Source organism: Pseudofrankia saprophytica (assembly GCF_000235425.2).
Classification (GTDB): domain Bacteria; phylum Actinomycetota; class Actinomycetes; order Frankiales; family Frankiaceae; genus Pseudofrankia; species Pseudofrankia saprophytica.
Genome location: NZ_KI912266.1, coordinates 6,226,680 through 6,243,112, shown reverse-complemented (window position 1 = coordinate 6,243,112; position 16,433 = coordinate 6,226,680). Strand labels below are relative to the sequence as shown.

The following is a 16,433-nucleotide window of genomic DNA, read 5'->3' as shown; positions in this document are numbered from 1 at the left end:
AGATTCCACCAGATCATGAAAATAGCGCCGACGGCCCCGGCCGGTCAGGTTCCTGGCCGGCCGGGGCCGTCGGCGCTTTCTGGTCGTGTGTGCTGCCCGGCCGTTTGCTCAGTGCTGCGCCTGGTGGCTGGCGACATAGTCGGCCGCGGTCTTGTGGAGATGGCGGATCATGATTTCCTGGTCGTTGATCGGGAACTGGGTGACGACGCGGGACTCGAGCATCGTCTGGGTGGCCTCCAGGGTGTTGGAGTCCTGGAGAGCGAACTCCTTGAAGGTGACCGCCGCCAGTTCCTGACGCATCCGCTCGGTGGCGTTCTTCGGCGGGACGAAGTAGAGGGTGCCCTCGAAGATGTGCTTGTTGTAGGCCGTCGGCCAGTAGTGGTAGGTGAGGTACCAGCCCGGCGCCCACACCAGGATCATGAAGTTCGGGAAGAAGACGTAGGAGTCGTTGCCCCACTTGTGGTGACGGCTTGGGTTGAGGCCGGACGGCAGCTGGTCGAGCCCGGGGAGGTCGGGCCGGTCCCAGGGGCCGAAGTTGCCGCTGCGCAGCGCGCGGTCGATCGGCTTGACCATGCTGAGGTCCTTCGGCGGTGACATCCCGCCCCAGGTGGACTGCATCCCGTGCAGCCCGTCGATGTCGTAGTGCAGCCCCTCGTAGCCGTATGCCTGGATCTTGCGGCTCTCGGAGCTCACGTACTGCTTACCGTGCAGCACGGGCGCGTGGTAGAACTCGGCGAACGCGTCGATGTAGAGCTTCCAGTTCGCGCCGACCTCGGCGCGGTACTTCCAGGTCTGCGTCATCTCGCCGAACGGGTAGCCCTCGAGACCCTTCGCGAAACGGCCGAGGTACTCGCGCGCCGACGTGGAGTCGTTGTCGTCGAGATTGATGAAGACGAAGCCCTCCCACACCTCGCAGCGCACTGGGACGAGCCCGAGCGTCGCCTTGTCGAGGTCGAAGAACTCCGACTCCTGCTGCACGAACGTGCACGCGCCGTCGAGGCCGTAACGCCAGGCGTGGTACTTGCAGATGAACTGGCGGGCCGTGCCGCTGACTTCCTCGCCCGGGTTCTCCTGCCAGACCAGCTTGTTACCGCGATGGCGGCAGATGTTGTGGAACGCGCGGACCCCGCCATCGGCGTCCCGGACGACGATCACCGACGTGCGGGCGGCGTGGATCTCCTTGGTGAAGTAGCTGCCGGTCTTCGGGATCTGCTCGACGCGGCCGACGTTCAGCCAGGTGTGCTGGAAGATCGCCTTGCGCTCGACCTCGTAGTACTCGGGCGAGATCGAGTCCTCGAACGAGACGAAGCCGGTGCCGAGGCTCGGGAAGTGCTCGGTCCAGCTGCCCTCGGCGGGTTTGGGGAAGTGCGCCATCGATCTGCCTCCCGAGTCGGTCGTGGCAGCGGGCCAGCGGCCGAAAATCGTACGGTGCCGTCCGGTTGATTAACCATACGGTCCCGTACGATTTAGGTCAACCGGCCGGACGCGGACGCCGGCGCCGCTGGCTCCCGCCCGGCGCCCGCGGCCCCTGCCCGTCGCACCCGGCCCGTGCTCGTCACACGCGGCCCGTGCCCCGTGGCCGTCGCGCACCGTCGCCCGAAACGGGCGGGACCGTAGGGTTGTCGGGTGGTGTCTGAGGTGGGGAGGGAGCGATCCCGCTCAGGGCGGCCGACGTCGACGCAGGCGGCCCGACTGACCGACCGGATCCGGCGCGCGGCCGTCGACGCGTTCCTGGAGAACGGGTACGACGGCACCAGCATGGAGGCGGTCGCGCAGGCCGCCGGCGTCACCAAGGGCACGCTCTACGCCCGCTACTCCGACAAGCGCGCGCTCTTCATCGCCGTGAGCTCGTGGGCGCTGACGCGGCTGGAACGGGACGAAGGAGCCCTGGAACCGCTGCCGGACGACCTCGCCGCCAGCCTGGAGACGATCGCGCGCGCCATCCTGGCGCGGTCCGTCGACCCGGATCTGGTTCGGCTCAGCCGGATGGCGATCGCCGAGTCCGCCCGGTTCCCCGACTTCGCCGCGAGCTCCCAGGCCATCACCTGGACGCCGAGGATACGAGTGATCATGGATCTGCTGCGCAGGCACGAGCACGCAGGCACGATCGTCGTCCGCGACGTCGAGATCGCCGCCGAGCAGTTCTTCGCCATGGTCGGCGCCATGCCGGCCTGGCTTGCCGCCTACGGAATCCATCGCCGGCCCGAGGTCGAGGAGGCGCACATCCAACACGCCGTCGACCTGTTCCTCAACGGCCTGCGCATCCGCGAGACCCCGGCCCCGCTCTCGCCCTAGGTGTCAGGCTGGCTGGATTTCGGGCTGGCTAGTTCAGGCTGGGCGGGATCCGGGCGAGACCGGGGGAGCTGACCGTGGTGATCGTGGTCAGCAGCGCCAGCTCGCGGCGCAGCATGGCCTGCTCGGCGCGCAGCCGGCTGTGCGCGTCCGGGGCCTCGAGCAGCTCCTGGCGGTGCGCGATGTCCGGCACGACCGCGGCGGCGACCAGGTAGGACAGCGCCACCGGGTCGTCGGGCAGGTCGGGCAGGCGGATCTCCAGCGCCTTCTTCTCGGCCAGCCTGGTGGTGTACTCGCGCAGCAGGGCCTGCACCGACGGCACGAGCGCGCCCGCGGTGTCGCCGGCGGCGTCGGCCAGGTAGGCCACCTCGCCGATCAGGTAGGGCCGGCTCTCGGTGTCGACCGAGTGGATCGTGAACCGGCGCTCGCCCACGGTCATCAGCGAGTACCGGCCGTCCGGGAGCCGCTCGGCCCGGCGCAGCACCGCCGAGCAGCCGACGTCGTAGAGCTCGGGATGCTGCGGGCCGACCTCGCGGCCGTGCCGGATCGCGACGACGCCGAACGCGCGCGGTGCCTGTTCCGGCAGGTCGAGCAGCTCGCCGACCAGCTCCCGGTAGCGGGGCTCGAAGATCTGCAGCGGCAGCAGCAGTCCGGGCAGCAGCACCGTTCCGAGCGGGAACAACGCCAGCCGCTCGGTCGCCGGCTCGCCGCCCAGGTCGCCGGGCGCCTCACCTGGCTCCGTCGATTCGTCCGTCACACTGGTCGCCTCCGTCCCCTTCGTCCTATCGTCCCACCGCGCGGGCCTCGACGCCCCGCCCCCGCCCCTCTCCGTCGGTCTGGCCAGGGCGGGGGTGGCCCGACGGGTCTTATGCCCTGGTTTGGGCACCGTTTACCCGTCGCTCGTCCGATGGTCGCCAGGCCGGCCTGGCCGTGGTCTCCGGGGTTCAGGGCGCGCGGCTACGGGAAGCGGCGGGTCAGCGGCTCACGCTGGTGGGCGGCGCGGGTGAAGAACCGGAGCGGGGCCCGCTTTGGCTCGGGCGTGGACCAGCGGGAGCTCACGACCGGTTCGACGGGCCGGGTGGCGCGCCGCGGCGGCAGGAACGAGGCGTCCGTCCAGGCCACGTTCAGGCTGGCGCACCGTGGGCAGCGCTGGCCCAGCTTCGGCGAGGGCACCGGTATCCCCCGGCGGAAGTACGTCTCGACGACGTCGCCCTCGTATCCGGTCCACCGGACCACCTCATAGGCCTGCCGCCACTCCAGCTGGCAGCGCCGGCACGTGAACAGCACCTCGATCGGTGCTCGCTCTACTTCCATCGCGACCTCCCAGGCTCGCGACCTGCCACGTTCGTGGAGCCGGACGCATCGGGCACCGGCCCCGGACAGGAATGCCCTGGGATATCGCCCGCAACCGGCCAGGGCTAGCTCGACGACGAACCAGCTGGGCCGGGCCGCCGTGGCCGACCAGCCCGGAGCCGCCCGGGGCCAGCCGGGAGAGCCGGGGGAGACCGCGTTGCGGGACCCGAGGGGACGCTGACAGGGTGGGCTGACAGGGTGGACGGAACGCGGTGTCCGACGGGGACGCCGAACCGGCAAGGAGATCATGGCGGACGACGAGGGTGGGTGCCGGATCGGGCTCGCCGAGCACCTGCGTACGCCGGAGCTGGTGTTCGGGATCGTGCGGACCGTCGGCACGGAGACGGCGCCCGTGCTCCAGGAGCTGCACGCCGCGCTCGCGGCCGCGAACTACCAGGTCTTCCGGATCGATCTGGACGCCCTGCTCACGCGGCTGACGCCCGGCCGTGACGACGCCGACCGCGACAGCGCGGACCGTGACAGCGCGGACCGCGACAGCGCCGGCCGTGACGACGCCGGTCTGGCCGGTGCCGCCGGCGTCGCCCCCGGCAAGCTCCGGCTCGCGGGTCCGTCCAAGGCCGTGGCACGGCCGGCGGACGAGCCGACGCGGCGTGAGCTGCTGATGGACGCGGGCGACCAGCTGCGGGCGCGGCTGGGCCGGGCGGACGCGGTCGCGCTCGCCGGGGTGCGGGAGATCCACGAGATCCGGGGTGGCGACGGCATCGACCACACCCGCCCGCGCGCGTTCGTTCTCGACAGCCTGACCCACAAGGCCGAGGTGGAGACGCTGCGCCAGGTCTACGGCCGGCGCGCCTTCTTCATCGCGTGCGACGCGCCGCGCCCGGAGCGGGCCAGGATGCTCGCGCAGCTGTTCGAGCGCAGTGCCGGGCTGGCCGCGACCGACGCCGAGCGGGCCGCGACCCACGCCGTGGACCGCGACTTCGGCCTGGCGACCAGCCTGACCTCGGCACCGGTCGGGCGCGGGCTGCGGCTGTCGTCGTCGGCGGCGCTGGAGCGCTGCGACCTGTTCGTCCGCTGCGACGACCCGACGCAGACCCGCCGGCACGTGCGCCGCCTGGTCGAGTGCATCCACAGCCACCCGTTCCACACGCTGACGATGGACGAGCTGGGCATGGCCGCGGCCTACCGGGGCTCGCTCACCACGGCCGTGCTGGCCCGCCGCGTCGGCACCGCGATCATGGTGGACGAGCAGATCGTCGCGGTCGGCGCGAACGAGGTGCCGAAGGCCGGCGGCGGCTACTACCACACCGAGAGCCAGCCGGACGGGCGCGAGTTCATGGCCGGCCTGGACGCCTCCGACGGCATCCGGGCGCAGATCCTCGCCGACCTGCTGGCCCGGCTGCGCGCAGGCTGGTTCACCCCCGAACTGCGCCAGCGCACCGTCGCGGAGCTCACCGAACTGGCCATCAACGACGAGAACATCCGCGACGCGGACCTGTTCGACGTCATCGAGTACGGCCGGACCACGCACGCCGAGATGGTGGCGATCACCTCCGCCGCCCGCCGCGGGATCGCGATCGAGGGCGGCACCCTCTACAGCACGACGCTGCCCTGCCACGAATGCACCCGCAACATCATCGCCTCCGGCCTGGCCCGGGTCGTCTACCTGGAGCCGTACCACAAGAGCAAGGGCGGCGAGCTGCACCGCGACGCGATCGACCTGTTCCCCGAGCCGACCGCGCGTACCGACCGGGTGTCGTTCGAGCCGTTCTCCGGCTTCTCCCACCACCGCCTGTCGGACCTGTTCTCCTGGGTGCCGCGCAAGGCCGACGACGTGCGGCGCGCCCGCGGCGAGCGGATCCGCCTCGACGGCCGGGCCGTGATCTGGCGTGCCCACGAGGCGGCCCTGCGCCCGAGCATCAGCGACCCGGCGTTCGCCGAGACCGACGGCCTGACCCGCCTGGTCACCGAGATGCGGGTCCTCGCCGCGCTGCCCGGCCCCCGGCCCCGCTCCGCCTGCGCCCCGCTCGCCGACCTGGAGAGCCTTCTCGACACCATCGCCTCCACGCTGGACAACGGCGGGACGCGGGAGCGCCCCGCCGCCGGCCAGCGCTAGGCGATGCGGCTGGCGGGGAACCAGTTGCCGGCGGCGTCGCGGAACATCTGGTGGAGGCGGTCGCCGACGCGGGCCACGACCTCCAGGTGGCCCTGGAAGGTGCTCTGGATCATCGTCACCCCGTCGACCCGCCCCAGGTTCGTCGCGAACGGGCGTGGGCCGCTCCACGGAGTGCCGAAGGCGCTGTTGTTCCGCCAGTAGTGGATCAGGCCGCCGCTCGCGCTCGGGACGACGACCTCGAAGTTGCGCGAGGTCCCGAAGACGCTCTCGATCAACACCGGGTTGCCGGCGACGCCGTCGGCGAAGGCGACCGTGACGTGCCAGGCGGCCGCGGCGGTCTGGTCGCGCCAGATGTGCAGCAGCCGGCTGCCCACCCGGACGACGGCCTCCAGGCTGCCGACGCCGCCGCCCCGGCTGCCCTGGATGAGGCTGACGGCGTCGACGTGGCCGAGCTCGGTCAGCAGTTGGCGCGGGTTGCTCCAGGGGAAGCCGAAGACGTCATGATTGCGCCACATGTGCATGAGGCCGACGCCGGTCGACGGGAAGAGCATCTCGAAGTTGCCCCGGGCGCCGTACCGGCTCTGCACCAGCGAGTGCGTGCCGGCGGCGCCGGTGGCGATCCGGGCGGGCTTCGACCAGGCGAACGAGCTGGTGCTGTCCCGCCACAGGAAGTGCAGGTCGACACCGGCCCGCACGACGGTCTCCAGCGGCCCCGGCGCCTGCAGGGTGCTCTGGACCATCGACACGGCGTCGAGGCGGCCGAGCACCTGGGCGGTCTGGAAGGGGTCCTCCCAGGGGAAGCCCGCCTGGTCGAAGTTCTCCCACCGGTGGGTGAGGCCCGAGAACGACGAGGCGGTGAGCAGCTCGAAGTTGCCGAGCTGTCCCAGACCCTTGGCCTGGATGAGGAGCGGGTTGCCGGCGGCGCCCCGGCCCCAGCCGACGTGTGCCGGGGTGTACCGGCAGAAGTTGAACGTGTTGCCACGCATCAGGCAGTCGACAGGGGCGGCGGCGCAGGCGTCGCAGTTGCCGTTGGGCACACCGAACCGGCCCCAGGCGCCGCCGCAGTCGCAGCCCGACGACGCGTACTCGTCGACCGCGCCGAAGATGTGGCATGACTCGTGGGCGATCACCCGGTCGAGGTTGTCCGGGCCCCAGCCGTCGTTGTCGTACGTCAGCACGAGCCGCGGCCCACCGATGGCCGCGTAGGCGAAGTAGCGCACCGGGTACTTGGTGACGAAGATGACGTAGCCCCAGCGGGTGCCGAGCTGGCCGCGGACGACGTCGGCGTAGTCGTAGACGCCGTCGAAGTTCGCCTGGTAGCCGAGCTTGGCCATCGTCGGGTCGCGCCAGTACGCCTCCAGGTCGTCCTGGGACGGGTCGGCGGCCTGGCTGAGCCGGACGATCTGGATGTCGTAGCTGAAGGTGACGTCGGCGGCCGGGTTGGCGGCGGCGAGCCAGGACAGGCCGTTCTGCGCCTCGGCGACGACCTTCGTCCGCTCGGCCGCGGTGAACTGCAGGTCGGCGGTGGGTCCCTCGACGAGGACCAGGCCGACGGCGACGCTGCCCTCCAGGTAGGAGCTCAGGGGCGCGGCGCCCACGTCGCCCGGGGTGGAGGTGCCGTCGGGGGCGACGGCGGCGACGGTGGAGCGGGACGCGGCCGGTGGGCGGACACGCGCGGCAGCCCCCCGGGGTGGCGCGATGTCGGTGCAGGCGTGCTCCATGTCCCACAGCTGCCCGTCGCGCGGGCGCTCCTGTTTGCCCCGCCGGTAGGCGGCGCTGGCCCGCAGCCGGAACGCCTCGAGGCCGAGGGTCTCGGTCCGGTCCAGCCCGGCGGCGAGGCCCGTCGTCGCGACGACCGACCCGTCGGTCGAGCCGACGGCGGCGCGGTCGTGGTGGTCGTCCGCCACGGCCGCGGCCCGCGGCGTCGACCGCTCCGTGCCCGCCGGCTGCCCACCGGCGACACCGGGAGTGCCGCGGGAGCCGGGAGTGCCGAGGGTGCCGAGGACCTGCACCCGGCCGTAGCGGTGCAGGACGCGCTCCCCGGTGGCGACGGCGGCGGGGCTCGCGGGGCCCTGGCCCGCCGGCTGCGCGAGGGAGCCGGCGGCCGGCGTGGCCAGCTGATCGTCGGACGCCGCGCGCACGCCGGCTCCGCTCGCCCCAGAAGACCCGGTGGCGCCGGGCGCGATCAACACCCGCTCGTCGGCCGGAACATCCCCCGCCATAGTCGATCCTTCGTCCTCTCGTGGATAAGCAGTGGGGAGCAGTAGGGAGCACTGTGGACTGCTGTCGGGATTTGTACCGTGCCGCTCCGGGTCGGACGGGCACTTTCGCCCTACTCGGCAGCTATCGGCTATCGGCAGCCAGGAGACACGCCGCCGCGAGCGGCCAGGTGTGGCAGGTTCTTGCCAATCCGACCCGCCTCGGTCAGCCGGGCGGCAGGCGGTGCGGTGGGCCGCCGCCGGTGGAAGGCCCGGAGTTCATGTCCGGCCAGCCCGGCATCTGCATGGGCATCCCCGGCGAGATCGCTCCGGCCCCGCCCTGGGCGGCGGCCTGCGCACTCATGGCCTCGGAGACCTTGCGCATGATCGCCTCGACCAGGCGCACCGCCTGTCCGGTGGCCAGGTTGAGCACGATCTCGGAGTCACCGGCGACCTGGAAGCGCACCGACACGTCGGCCATGTGGCCGTCTCCCTTCGTCGTGGACGTAATGGGTCCCGGACTGCCCAGCCGATTTGCCATGAAGCCGGGCGAGGCGCGAAGAACGCGAAGAAGCGGACGATGCGCCTCGTTCGGCCCGGACAGTCCGCACCGTCAGTGAACTTACGGCGTTGCGATTTGGCGTATCCGGCCCCCGGTAGGGTCGCGCTGATGAACAACCAAGCGGACACGACGGGTGACGACACGGGCGGCGGCGGCGTGGTCACTCCCAGCCGTGCGCCCGCCGCCGGCGTCGTGACCGTCGCCGACTGCGTGGCCGCGATCGAGGACGCCTACCCGCCGGGGTTCGCCGAGTCGTGGGACGCCGTGGGCCTGTCCGTCGGTGAGCTGGGCGCGCACGTGGGTCACGTCCACTTCGCGGTCGACCCGACCGTCGAGGTGGCCGCCGAGGCGGTGGCGCTCGGCGCGGGTCTGCTCGTCACCCACCACCCCCTGTTCCTGCGCGGCGTGCACGGCGTCGCGGCGACGACCGCCGGCGGGCGGGTCGTCACCACCCTCATCCGCGGCGGGGCGGCACTGTTCACCGCCCACACGAATGCCGATGTGGCCTGTGCCGGCGTCAACGACGCCCTCGCGGCCGCGCTCGGCCTCACCGACGTGCGCCCGCTGGCCGAGGGCCCCGACCACCCGGGGCACGGCCGGCTCGGCGAGCTGCCCGAGGCCGAGCCGCTGTCGGCGTTCTGCGCCCGGGTCGCAGCCGCGCTGCCGACGACCGCCGGCGGCGTGCGGGCCACCGGCGACCCGGACCGGCCGGTGCGCCGGGTAGCGGTCTGCGGCGGCTCCGGGGGCGAGCTCGCCGCCGCGGCGGACGCCGCCGGCGCGGACGCCTTCCTCACCGCCGACGGGCGCCACCACCACGTGCTCGACGCCGTCGCCGCGCACGGCGTCGCGATCGTCGACGTCGCCCACTGGGCCAGCGAGTGGCCGTGGCTCGCCTACGCGGCCGAGCGGCTTGCCGCCGCGTTGTCCGCCACCGGCCGTACCGTGGTCACGTCGGTGTCGACGCTCGTCACCGACCCGTGGCGGCTGCACGTCCCCCAGGGCACCCCACCCCGGACGCCGTAGCCGGCCGCCCGCCCCGCCTTGCCTGTCCCTGCACCTGTCCCTGCCCGACCCGCGAAGCTCGCCGCGAGGAGACCATGAAGGCCGACCCAGCCACCCAGCTCCGGCTCCTCGACCTACAGACCCTCGACTCGGGCCTGGACCGGCTGGCGGCCCGCCGCCGCGACCTGCCCGAGCTCGCCGTCATCGCCGAGCGCACCAAGGTGATCGACTCACTGCGCGCCGACATCGTCCGGGTCGAGACCGAGATCTCCGACCTCGCCCGCACGCAGCGCAAGCTCGACGACGAGATCGACCTGGTGCGCTCCCGCGCCGACCGCGACCGTCGCCGCCTGGACGCCGGCCAGGTCAGCAACGCCCGCGAGCTGGAGAACCTGCAGTCCGAGCTCGCCTCACTCGCCCGCCGGCAGGGGGTGCTGGAGGACGAGGCGCTGGAGAAGATGGAGGCGGCCGAGGAGCTCGACACGCGGCTGGCGAAGCTCGTCGCCGAGCGCGACCGGGTCCAGGCCGAGCTGGACACCTCCGCGGCCCGCCGCGACGAGGCGTTCGCCGAGATCGACGCCCAGGCCGCCGAGACGCGCCAGGAGCGCGAGACGCTCGCCCCGGCGCTGCCGGTGCCGCTGGTGACCCTCTACGAGCGGATCCGGTCGACGTCGAACGGCGTGGGCGCGGCGAAGCTGGTGCGCCGCCGCTGCGAGGGCTGCCACCTGGAGCTCTCCGGCGCGGATCTGCGCATCCTCGCGGACAGCCCGGCCGACGAGGTGCTGCGCTGCGAGGAGTGCCGGCGCATCCTCGTCCGGACCGCGGAGTCGGGGATCTAGTGGCGGTCGCGGTGCCAGGCGCCCGGATCGTCGTCGAGGCCGACGGCGGGTCGCGGGGCAACCCGGGCCCGGCCGGCTACGGCGCGGTGGTCCGCGACGCCGACAGCGGCGCGGTGCTCGCCGAGCGGGCCGGCGCGATCGGCGTCGCGACGAACAACGTCGCCGAGTACCAGGGCCTGATCGCCGGTCTGCGGGCCGCCGCCGAGGTCGCCCCGGACGCCGACGTCGAGGTCCGGATGGACTCGAAGCTCGTCGTCGAGCAGATGAGCGGCCGCTGGAAGATCAAGCACCCGTCGATGCGGCCGCTGGCCGCCGAGGCCGGCGAGCTCGCCGCGGCCCGGTCGGCTCCCGTCCGCTACCGCTGGATCCCCCGGGAGCGCAACAAGGACGCCGACCGGCTCGCGAACGAGGCCATGGACGCGGCCGCCGCCGGCCGCGTCTGGGAGCCCTCCACGCCCCAGTCCCCGGACCCGGCCCCGACGCCCGCGCCGTCGACCCGGCGGCTGTCGGGCTGGGTGGCGCCGCCGGCGCCCCCGACCTGGACCGTGCTGCTGCGCCACGGGCAGACCCCGGTGTCGATCGAGAAGCGTTTCGGCGGGACGGTCGACGCGGCGCTGACCGACGTCGGTCACGCCCAGGCCGCCGCCGCGGCCGCGCGGCTGCGCGGCGAGGCGTTCGACGCGGTGATCTGCTCGCCGCTCAAGCGCGCCCGCCAGACGGCGGAGGCGGCCCACGGCGGGCTCGTCCCCGCGCCGGGGCGCGACGAGGTCGCGTTCGTCGTCGACGAACAGCTGCGGGAGACGGACTTCGGTATTTGGGAGGGACTGACCTTCGCCGAGGCCCGCGAGCGTCACCCCGACGAGCTGTCCGCCTGGCTCGCGGACCCGGCCGTGCCGCCGCCCGGCGGAGAGAGCCTCGCGGCCACGATCGAGCGCGTCGACGCCGCGCTCGCGGCGCATCGCGCCGCCTTCCCCGGCGGGCGGCTGCTCGTCGTCACCCACATGGGGCCGATCAAGTCGGCCGCGTCGCTGGCACTCGCCGCCGGGCCCGCCGTCTTCTACCGGCTGCACCTGGACCTGGCGTCGCTGACGACGATCGCCTGGTATGCCGACGGCCCCGCCGTCCTGCACGCCTTCAACGACGTCAGCCACCTCGCCGACGGGTCCCTGGCCGGAGAGTAAGGGGTCTCCCCGCTACGCTGGGACGGCCGAGCCCGGTGCGTCGGGGGGCTCGTGGCCGGGGGCGTCCCAGGGGAGACCCTCGCCGTGGCGATGGCGCTTGCGACGGTAGACGCGATCCTCGACGCGCAGCAGCCACGCGTCGACGAAGAGCCGTTCGGCCGGGCGCAGCGTCGCCAGGACTGCCGGCGGCGGGGCCTCCGTGTAGACGCCGACGATGTAGGGCTGCTCGGCGATCCGGCCGGCGGCCCGGGGCGGCAGCGGGACCAGCGCCAGCCGCGGTGGGTAGTCCAGCGTCACCGGCACGAGCTGGCGCAGCGCCTCGAGCGCCGTCAGCGGCCGGGTGGGCGGCGGTGGGGTCGCGGTGCCCGGCGTCGAGCGCCGGGGCGGCGCGGGGGCGGCGGGGCCGTCGATGCCCGGGCCGAGGACGACCAGCAGCTCCACCGGCACGTCCCAACTGGGCCGGTCCCGTGCACCCTCAGTGGTCTGCCCGGTCACCAGAGGCCACCTCCCGCCGCAACGGTAGCGCGCCGCCCCCTCGTCCCGGAACTGGCCAATCCCGGACAGCCGGTGACCGAACCGGTTCGAGGGCGACGGCACCCGCCGGCGGGTTGGTCAGCTGAGCAGGGCGGGCGCCAGCCGGCGCCATTCCTCGCGGGGGAGGGAGCTGTCGGCGGTGAGGACCTGGACGCAGACGTGGTCGGCGCCGGCGGCGCGGTGCTCCGCCACCCGCCGCGCGATGGCGGCTTCGTCCCCGATGACGACCGTGGCGTCCACGAGGCGGTCGGTGATGGAGAACAGGTCTTCGTTGGTGAACCCGAGCCTGCGCAGGTTGTTCGCGTAGTTCGGAAGCTGCAGGTAGCCGGCCAGGAACTGGCGGGCGATCCCCAGGCCGACGACCCGGTCGTCGGTCAGGACGACGGTCTGCTCCGGCGCCAGCAGCGGCCCGGTCCCCAGCGCCTCGCGCGCGATCGCGGTGTGCTCCGGGCTGACCAGGTATGGGTGCGCGCCGCCGGCCCGGGTGCGGGCGAGCTCGAGCATCTTCGGGCCGAGGGCGGCGAGCACCCGGTCGGCCACCGGCACCGGCGGCGTGGCGGCGTCGAGGCCGTCGAGGAAGCTCGTCATCGCCCGCAGTGGCGCCCGGTAGCGGCCGGGCTCCTTGATCTGGTCGATGAGCGGCGCGTGGCTCACTCCGATCCCGAGCAGCAGCCGGCCGCCGAACTTGTCGGTGAGCGCCGCCCGCGAGGCGGCGACGTCGGCGGGTTCGTGCATCCAGAGATTGAGGATCCCGGTGGCGATGGTGGTGCGGTGCGTCGCCGCGAGCAGGTTCTCCAGCGCGTCGAACACCGGCCCGCCGGTGTCCGGGATCCAGATCGCCCGGTAGCCGAGCTCGTCGAGCTCGGCCGCGGCCTCGGCGGCCGGGCCGGGGGCGCCGTAGCGCAGCTGGGCATTCCAGATGCCGACTCCACCAAGATCCATCGTGGCCGCGCCTCCTCGGGTGTGGTCAGGGCGAGATACCCGACCGGTCGCGTTGACCGTATAGAGCGGGCCGTGAGCCTGCCCACACGTCGTCCCCGGGTGACATCGGCGGATGTCACCGAGGGATGACGTGGTTTGCTGAGATGTCGGGCGGCACTGCCGCCCGCCCGGGGCATGACGCGCCCCGCGGCGGCGCGGGGGCGAAAAAGGGGTGGCTGTGAGCGTCCAGGAGCAAGGAAGGCGGCCTTCGGCGAACACGTGCACCTTCGGCGTGGCCGGGCTGCGGCTCGCGGGGGACCGGTGGGAGCCGCCGGCGGGCACCAGCCGCGGGGTCGTGCTGCTGCTGCACGGCGGCGGGCAGACCCGGCACTCGTGGCGGCGCACCGGCGAGCGGATGGCCGAGCTCGGCTGGACCGCCATCGCGCTGGACGCCCGCGGCCACGGCGACAGCGACTGGGACCCGGCGCAGGACTACAGCCACGTCGCCATGGCCGACGACCTCGGTGAGATCGTCCGCCAGCTCGGCGAGCCGCCGGTGCTGGTCGGCGCTTCGATGGGCGGGATCACCGCGCTGGTCGCGCAGGCGCGCGACCCGGAGCTCGGCCGGGCGCTGGTCCTCGTCGACATCACCCCGCGCATCGAGCCGGCGGGCATCAAGCACATCTTCGAGTTCATGACGTCGGCGCCGAACGGGTTCGCGAGCCTGGAGGAGGCCGCCGAGGCGATCGCCGCGTACAACCCGAACCGCAAGCGGCCGCCGAGCCAGGAGGGCCTGAAGAAGAACCTGCGGCTGCGTGACGGCCGCTGGCACTGGCACTGGGACCCGGCCTTCATGAAGATCCGTGAGGAGGCTCGCCGCGAGCTCGGCCACGACGTCCTCGACGCGGGCGACCCCGGCGACTCGGGCGCTTCTGGCGCTTCGAGCGCCGCTGGGGGCGCCGAGGCGACCTCGCAGGACTTCCTCGCCGAGGCGGAGCGGGCGATCCAGAGCGACCGGCTGCGCGACGCGGCCCGCTCGATCCGGGTCCCGGTCCTGCTGGTGCGCGGCAAGCAGTCGGACATCGTCAGCGAGGAGGGCGTCGCCGAGCTGCTCACGCTCATCCCGCACGCCGAGTACGTCGACGTCACCGGCGCCGGCCACATGGTCGCGGGCGACGACAACGACGTCTTCGCCGGCCGCCTCGGCGCCTTCCTCGACCGCCTGCCCGCGCTGCCGCAGCGCTGACCGGCCGTGGCGGCTGCCCGACCGCGGCTCCTGGTGGGGACGCTGGTCTACACCGGCCTGGTCGTCTCGCTGATCGGGACGCTGGGCACACCGCTCATCCCGCTGATCGTGCACGAGCACCACGTCTCGTTCGTCGCCGCGCAGTGGATCCTCACCGTCACCCTGCTCGTCGGCGCGGTCGCGGGCCCGACGCTCGGCCGGCTCGGTGACGGGCCGCGCCGCAAGGGCGTCCTGATGGGCGGCCTCGGCTCGGTGCTCGCCGGGGCGGTCGTCGCGGCGACGGCGTGGAACTTCCCGCAGCTGGTCGTCGGCCGGGCGCTGATGGGATTCGGCCTGGGCCTCATGCCGCTGACGTTCGCGACGGCGCGCGAATTCCTGCCGAAGGCGAGCGGCGTGCGGGTGGTCGCCGTGCTGTCGGTGAGCGTCGCCAGCGGCACGGGCCTGGGCTACCCGCTCACGGGGGCGATCGCCGACCGGGTCGACTACCGCTACGCGTTCTGGTTCGCCGCCCTGCTGACCGCCGCCGCGATCACCCTGATCGCCGTCGCGGTGCCGCGCGCCGGCGCCGCCACCCGGCTGTCCGCGCCGGGCGACGAGCGGCCCCGGCCGTTCGACGTCCCCGGCGCGGCACTGATCGGGCTGGCGCTCGGCGCGGTGCTGCTGGGGTTCAGCCAGGCACCGCGCTGGGGCTGGGGGTCGGCGCCGGTGCTGGGCCTGTTCGCCGGCGGGGTGGTGCTCGCGGCTGGCTGGCTGGCCGTCGAGCGGACCAGCCGCGCGCCGCTCGTCGACCTGCGTTACCTGCGCCCACTGCCGGTGATGGTCAGCAACGGCGCCGCCGTGTTCATGGGCTTCGGGATGTTCGGCGCGGTGTCGCTGGTGATCCGGCTGGTCGAGACGCCGCTGTCCGCCGGGTACGGCTTCGGCGGTGGGGTCCTGCTGGCCGGCCTGATGATCATGCCGGTGTCGGTGGGGACGCTGATCGCGACCAGGGCGGCGCGGGTCGTCGAACGCCGCTTCGGCACTGCCGCCGTGCTGGTGCTCGGCGGCCTGGTGGTCGCGGCCGCGAGCCTGGGGTTGGCCGGCTGGCGTGGGCACCTCGCCGAGGTCGCGGTCGCCACGGGCCTGCTCGGCGTCGGCATCGGTACCGCCTTCGCCGCCATGCCGACGCTTATCATCACGCACGTGCCGCTGGCCGAGACCGGCAGCGCCACCAGCGTCAACCAGGCCATGCGGGTGGTGGGAGGCTCGATGGGCAGCGCGCTGGCCGCCTCGTTGCTGGCCGGCTTCACGCCGGCCGGTGCCCTGCTGCCCCGCGACGCGGGCTACACGGCGGCGTTCCTCATGCTCGGCCTGGTCAGCCTGCTCGGCGCCCTGCTCGGGCTGGTGCTGCGCGCCGGCGGTCTGCAGCGCAGCGGGGTTGCTCCGGTGCTCGCCGCCGGGGGCGGGGCGGGGACGGCCCCGTGACTCCCGGCGGCCCCGTCGTGGGCCACTCGGACCGGGCGGACCGCATGGACCGCGCGGAGCACGTGGACCGCGCCGAGCGGGCGGCCAGGGGCGGTGGCGAGGCCGCGGCGACGGGGACGATCCGGCGGCGGGATGCCCGGCGAAGCCGGGAGCGGCTGCTCGCCGCCGCCGCGGAGCTGTTCGCCGAGCGCGGCTACGCCGGCACCTCGCTGCGGGCCGTCGCCGAGCGGGCCGGCCTCGACGCGGCGCTGGTCGCGCGCTACTACGGCGGAAAGGACGGCCTCTACCGCGCCGTCCTCGCCGCCGACCCGGTCCTCGCCGCCGACCCGGTCGCCGCCGCCGACCCGGTCGTCGACGAGAACGACAACGAGGACGACGCCGAGGCCCGCCGGCGGGCGGCCGACGAGCTGGCCGGGCTGCTCGCCCGGATGGTGGAGCGGTGGGCGGGGGGTCCGGCGACCACGGCGGGCCAGAACGTGTTCCGCTGCGACCTGGACGACGCGGCCAGGGCCGCGACCGCCCAGCGGGTGCGGGAGCGGGTGCTCCCCCTGCTGCGTGCCGCCGCCGAGCCGCCGGGCGGCCCCGGCAGCGAGCTGCGCGCCGAGCTCGCCACCGTCGTTCTGCTCGGGATCGGCGTCGCGCGGACCGCCGGCACGCTGCCCGCGCTGGCCGCCGCCGATCCCGAGGAGCTCGGCGGGTACGCCCAGGCCCTGCTCGACACGGTCCTCGGCCGCCGCTGACGGTCATCCCGTCCCGTCAGCCTG

15 protein-coding genes are annotated in these 16,433 nt (G+C 73.8%); 8 read left to right on the top strand and 7 right to left on the bottom strand.

Going from position 1 to position 16,433, the window contains the following annotated elements:
- Positions 1 to 108: 108 nt before the first annotated feature.
- Positions 109 to 1,374, bottom strand: coding sequence for an aromatic ring-hydroxylating oxygenase subunit alpha (locus tag FRCN3DRAFT_RS0226460; protein WP_007509462.1), 1,266 nt, complete (start codon positions 1,372 to 1,374; stop codon positions 109 to 111).
- A 252-nt stretch (positions 1,375 to 1,626) separates the two neighbouring features.
- Between FRCN3DRAFT_RS0226460 and FRCN3DRAFT_RS0226455 the strand changes: the two genes are divergently transcribed.
- On the top strand, positions 1,627 to 2,295 hold the full coding sequence (locus FRCN3DRAFT_RS0226455) for a TetR/AcrR family transcriptional regulator (protein ID WP_035925236.1): 669 nt from the start codon (positions 1,627 to 1,629) through the stop codon (positions 2,293 to 2,295).
- A gap of 28 nt (positions 2,296 to 2,323) precedes the next feature.
- Here FRCN3DRAFT_RS0226455 and FRCN3DRAFT_RS0226450 read toward each other — a convergent pair whose 3' ends face one another.
- Positions 2,324 to 3,049 carry an LON peptidase substrate-binding domain-containing protein gene (locus FRCN3DRAFT_RS0226450; protein ID WP_007509466.1) on the bottom strand — a complete coding sequence of 242 codons (726 nt, stop codon included), beginning with the start codon at positions 3,047 to 3,049 and terminating at the stop codon, positions 2,324 to 2,326.
- Between the two features lie 200 nt (positions 3,050 to 3,249).
- Positions 3,250 to 3,606: a hypothetical protein gene (locus FRCN3DRAFT_RS0226445; RefSeq protein ID WP_007509468.1), complete on the bottom strand. Its 357-nt coding sequence runs from the start codon at positions 3,604 to 3,606 to the stop codon at positions 3,250 to 3,252.
- 286 nt (positions 3,607 to 3,892) lie between these two features.
- On the opposite strand from FRCN3DRAFT_RS0226445, the gene FRCN3DRAFT_RS0226440 reads away from it, so the two are divergent.
- Positions 3,893 to 5,722 (top strand): deaminase, encoded by a 1,830-nt coding sequence (locus FRCN3DRAFT_RS0226440; RefSeq protein WP_007509470.1) that lies wholly within the window; start codon positions 3,893 to 3,895, stop codon positions 5,720 to 5,722.
- Here FRCN3DRAFT_RS0226440 and FRCN3DRAFT_RS46395 read toward each other — a convergent pair.
- Both FRCN3DRAFT_RS46395 and FRCN3DRAFT_RS46390 read right to left on the bottom strand, forming a co-directional pair.
- Positions 5,719 to 7,944 (bottom strand): hypothetical protein, encoded by a 2,226-nt coding sequence (locus FRCN3DRAFT_RS46395; protein WP_007509472.1) that lies wholly within the window; start codon positions 7,942 to 7,944, stop codon positions 5,719 to 5,721. The genes FRCN3DRAFT_RS0226440 and FRCN3DRAFT_RS46395 overlap by 4 nt on opposite strands.
- Before the next feature lie 202 nt (positions 7,945 to 8,146).
- Positions 8,147 to 8,401 carry a hypothetical protein gene (locus tag FRCN3DRAFT_RS46390; RefSeq protein ID WP_007509474.1) on the bottom strand — a complete coding sequence of 85 codons (255 nt, stop codon included), beginning with the start codon at positions 8,399 to 8,401 and terminating at the stop codon, positions 8,147 to 8,149.
- Between the two features lie 189 nt (positions 8,402 to 8,590).
- Between FRCN3DRAFT_RS46390 and FRCN3DRAFT_RS0226425 the strand changes: the two genes are divergently transcribed.
- From FRCN3DRAFT_RS0226425 to FRCN3DRAFT_RS0226415, 3 genes are all read left to right on the top strand, one after another.
- Complete coding sequence (locus FRCN3DRAFT_RS0226425) at positions 8,591 to 9,505, top strand: Nif3-like dinuclear metal center hexameric protein (RefSeq protein ID WP_007509475.1); 915 nt, start codon at positions 8,591 to 8,593, stop codon at positions 9,503 to 9,505.
- A 74-nt stretch (positions 9,506 to 9,579) separates the two neighbouring features.
- Entirely contained in the window at positions 9,580 to 10,323 is a 744-nt protein-coding gene (locus tag FRCN3DRAFT_RS0226420) for a zinc ribbon domain-containing protein (RefSeq protein WP_007509477.1), read from the top strand.
- Complete coding sequence (locus FRCN3DRAFT_RS0226415) at positions 10,323 to 11,504, top strand: bifunctional RNase H/acid phosphatase (protein WP_232794152.1); 1,182 nt, start codon at positions 10,323 to 10,325, stop codon at positions 11,502 to 11,504. The genes FRCN3DRAFT_RS0226420 and FRCN3DRAFT_RS0226415 overlap by 1 nt, the downstream gene beginning before the upstream one ends.
- A gap of 12 nt (positions 11,505 to 11,516) precedes the next feature.
- Here the strand turns inward: FRCN3DRAFT_RS0226415 and FRCN3DRAFT_RS0226410 are convergent, their stop codons facing one another.
- A complete protein-coding gene (locus FRCN3DRAFT_RS0226410; RefSeq protein ID WP_007509481.1) occupies positions 11,517 to 11,999 on the bottom strand; it encodes a hypothetical protein in 483 nt (160 codons plus the stop codon).
- A gap of 117 nt (positions 12,000 to 12,116) precedes the next feature.
- The gene (locus FRCN3DRAFT_RS0226405) at positions 12,117 to 12,980 is read right to left on the bottom strand and encodes an LLM class F420-dependent oxidoreductase (protein WP_007509482.1); all 864 of its coding nucleotides are present in this window, start codon (positions 12,978 to 12,980) and stop codon (positions 12,117 to 12,119) included.
- A gap of 217 nt (positions 12,981 to 13,197) precedes the next feature.
- On the opposite strand from FRCN3DRAFT_RS0226405, the gene FRCN3DRAFT_RS0226400 reads away from it, so the two are divergent.
- The 3 genes from FRCN3DRAFT_RS0226400 to FRCN3DRAFT_RS0226390 are packed head-to-tail and all read left to right on the top strand — an operon-like array spanning position 13,198 to position 16,409.
- Positions 13,198 to 14,205 carry an alpha/beta fold hydrolase gene (locus FRCN3DRAFT_RS0226400; protein WP_198536041.1) on the top strand — a complete coding sequence of 336 codons (1,008 nt, stop codon included), beginning with the start codon at positions 13,198 to 13,200 and terminating at the stop codon, positions 14,203 to 14,205.
- A gap of 33 nt (positions 14,206 to 14,238) precedes the next feature.
- Complete coding sequence (locus FRCN3DRAFT_RS0226395) at positions 14,239 to 15,669, top strand: MFS transporter (RefSeq protein ID WP_007509486.1); 1,431 nt, start codon at positions 14,239 to 14,241, stop codon at positions 15,667 to 15,669.
- Positions 15,666 to 16,409, top strand: coding sequence for a TetR/AcrR family transcriptional regulator (locus tag FRCN3DRAFT_RS0226390; protein ID WP_007509487.1), 744 nt, complete (start codon positions 15,666 to 15,668; stop codon positions 16,407 to 16,409). Before FRCN3DRAFT_RS0226395 ends, FRCN3DRAFT_RS0226390 begins: the two co-directional genes overlap by 4 nt.
- Positions 16,410 to 16,433: the final 24 nt, after the last annotated feature.